Raw genomic sequence first — 2851 nt, 5'->3', positions numbered from 1 at the left:
TGTAAATTAGCACACTATTTCAGAACTACTTTTTCAAATTATTTTGGATGAAAATCGGAAATACCGCGCAAAATGTTTGCGAATTCTCTCCGATTTTGCACGCTTTTTCCGATCCTTTGCACATTATCTCAGACGAAAATCAGAAAAAGAAGAGGAGCCGTTCGGCCCCTTTCCTTATGCCCCTGTTTCCTCCACCGCCATTCGAACAATCTCTTCGTCAATCACGTCCTTTTTTAGCTGGTAGCCGTATAAAAGGCACGTCGTCGTTAACGTATTGATGACTCGTGGCCATCCTTGCGACTGTAGGGCGATCGCCTCTAACGCCGCAGGGGTAAAAATCGAGTGCTTCGCTCCTGCTTGCTTCATTCGCTGCTCAATGTACGCGGCCACTTCTTCTTTCGAGAGCGCTCCCATCCGATACCGCATGATGATGCGTTGTTGAAGCGGACGATGGTGATTCAAGCGCAACCGTATCTGTAAGTGTGGCAGTCCTGCCAAAATCAACACGAACGGATTCGTGGAGTCCATGTGAAAATTAAACAGAATGGCGATATCTTGCAAAAACGCATCTTTCGCAAGATGCATTTCATCTAGCAGAATCACTGGAGTGATTCGACGTTCCTGATCCATTCGTTCGATTCCTTGTTGAATTTGGTAAAACAAGTCCACCTTTCGGTATTTCGGTTCCTCGCCTAACCCTAAGGCTAATCCTCGATAAAAATCCATCACCCCGCCCGTGGATAACGGGAAATACACCACGTGATACAACGAAGGATTCAACGATTCTTTGAACGTCCGAAGGGCGAATGTTTTCCCCGCCCCCGGCTCTCCTGTCAGTAACCCTATTCCTTTCGTTCGTTTCACGTAATCCAATGCGTGTAAGGCCTCTTCGTAAGAAGACCCTCGATACGCTTCCGACGGATTGGTGTCTTTCGAAAACGGCTCTCGAGAAAGGGAGTAGAACGTTTTATACATCCGTTCCTGCCTCCTTTCCTAGCCCCGCAAACGGCGATCGATGTCGTTTGACGTAGGCATTATCGTGCATGCGCACCAGCGTCGCTTTCGCTGCTTCTTTGCCGTCTTCGTATACATACACCCCTTGCTCATCATACCGAATTTCCACGGATTGTCCAATAAATCGAGGCGGAACCTCATACAGCTGTTTGTTTAACGTAATCGTTCCATCCGCCTTCACTTTGCGAAACTCCCGTTTCAAAAAAATCGTGTCCAGCCAAGTCGCATCCTCCACGAACGATACCATGTGCACTTGCGATTGAAACACTTCATGTGGCGTTTTTCCTTCTAGCGACGCATGGGGCTTCCGGTGGTAGTCTTCTTCGAGCCACTTCCAGAAGCGCTCGTTCAACGCTGGAAGCGACGTCACTGGCTCCATCTCCAACAACGGGTAAAACCGAGTTTGCACTGTCCGGAAAAATCGCTCGATTTTCCCTTTGCTTTGTGGATCATATGGCTGCGTATGAATGAGCGTGATCCCTAATTCTGCGCAAGCATATTGTAGGGGTTCCGAGCGATAAATTTTGCCGTTATCGGAGTAGATGCGCTTCGGTTTCCCGTACCGCAGGAACGCTTCTTTTGTCACGATGCGCAACCCGTCAAATTTCTCGGAAGAGAAAAACTGGGCATACGGCACGACCCGTGAACAATCATCGATGTAGGCGATCAAAAACGTTTTTTGCGCCTTTCCATTCTCTCGAATCACTGGACCATGGGACAAATCCCCTTGCCATAACTCGTTGACTCCATCGTACGCAAACCGTTTTCGTTCAGGCATCGGGGAAATTTCTTTCCCAACAAGGTTGTATTTTTTTAATAAACGATATATAGTGAAATAGGATATGTTTTGTTTTTCTATTTCCCCCTGCTCGATGAGGTGTTGGTAAAACACCGTCACCGGCGCATGGGGATATTTTTTTCGTAATGCCAAAATATGCTCTTCGTCTTCCATCGTGAGTCTTCGAGAATGGCCGCGATCCGCTCGACGTTTTGGCTTCAGTGCTTCAAATCCGCCTTTTTTATACTGGGTGCACCAGTCTAGAATCGTCTTCGCTGCGATCCGTTTTTCGCCATAGTGCGGAACGGCATGCATGCGCGTCGACACCTCCTTCACGTACGATTTCGGATCGACCTGCCCATTCACTAACGGTGCGATCAATCCATACCGAAATAGGGCGATTTCTTGTCTCATTGATTCGTCCATCAAGGTTTCCTCCTTCTCCGATGTTGCGGAAGAACCAATCGGTTCGTCCTGCCTCCATCATACCGAATCCCTTTCCCCTCGTCGACGCAAAAGGTTTGTGGAATCGATTGTTTTTGGAAATACAACCAAAAAGAAACAAATTAGGCACCGAATCTATTTGCTAAAAAATGAGTCGAATGTTCCCTCCACATCGCTTCGACGAGTTTCTCCACCCCAACTCCCTCGATGGTTTGTATCCACTCTTGGGCTTGAACGAGTGGTTTATTGGACACCCTCGGGATTCGTTTCCCTTTGGTTTGAAAAAACCAACGAAGCCACGGTAAATGAGCAAGAAACCGACGCATATAAACATCCTCTCCTTGTCGGAGAGGAAAAAACTTGGACGAACCCTTCCCCTTGCCTAAGAGAGAGGAGAGGCGTTCCTTGAGCCAGTGGATAATCGTCCAAATCGTGTATTGGAAATACGGCAAGAGGAACGTGGGAAGCACGGTCACCGTCTTTTTGCAGATCACGCACCGATCACGAGCAATCCAAATCCGATAGGCGTCTTGCCCCACCAATGCATTTCGTTCGTAATAGCCATGACGATAAAGATTGCGTTTCGCCTGACAATGTGGACAACGATGGATGGAC

Annotated in this window: 3 protein-coding genes; all 3 read right to left on the bottom strand. The window is 47.9% G+C overall.

The features are described from left to right. Positions 1-174: 174 nt before the first annotated feature. The gene (locus M4I42_RS16525; protein WP_268853141.1) at positions 175-975 is read right to left on the bottom strand and encodes an ExeA family protein; all 801 of its coding nucleotides are present in this window, start codon (positions 973-975) and stop codon (positions 175-177) included. Beyond that, positions 968-2218 carry an IS481 family transposase gene (locus M4I42_RS16520; protein WP_268853140.1) on the bottom strand — a complete coding sequence of 417 codons (1251 nt, stop codon included), beginning with the start codon at positions 2216-2218 and terminating at the stop codon, positions 968-970. The genes M4I42_RS16525 and M4I42_RS16520 overlap by 8 nt, the downstream gene beginning before the upstream one ends. 140 nt (positions 2219-2358) lie before the next feature. Further along, positions 2359-2847: a DUF6431 domain-containing protein gene (locus M4I42_RS16515; protein WP_268853142.1), complete on the bottom strand. Its 489-nt coding sequence runs from the start codon at positions 2845-2847 to the stop codon at positions 2359-2361. Positions 2848-2851: the final 4 nt, after the last annotated feature.

The organism is Anoxybacillus sp. J5B_2022 (assembly GCF_026847645.1).
Taxonomy (GTDB): Bacteria; Bacillota; Bacilli; order Bacillales; family Anoxybacillaceae; genus Anoxybacteroides.
The sequence above is the reverse complement of the archived record's forward strand: the minus strand, read 5'-3'. Positions and strand labels throughout refer to the sequence as shown.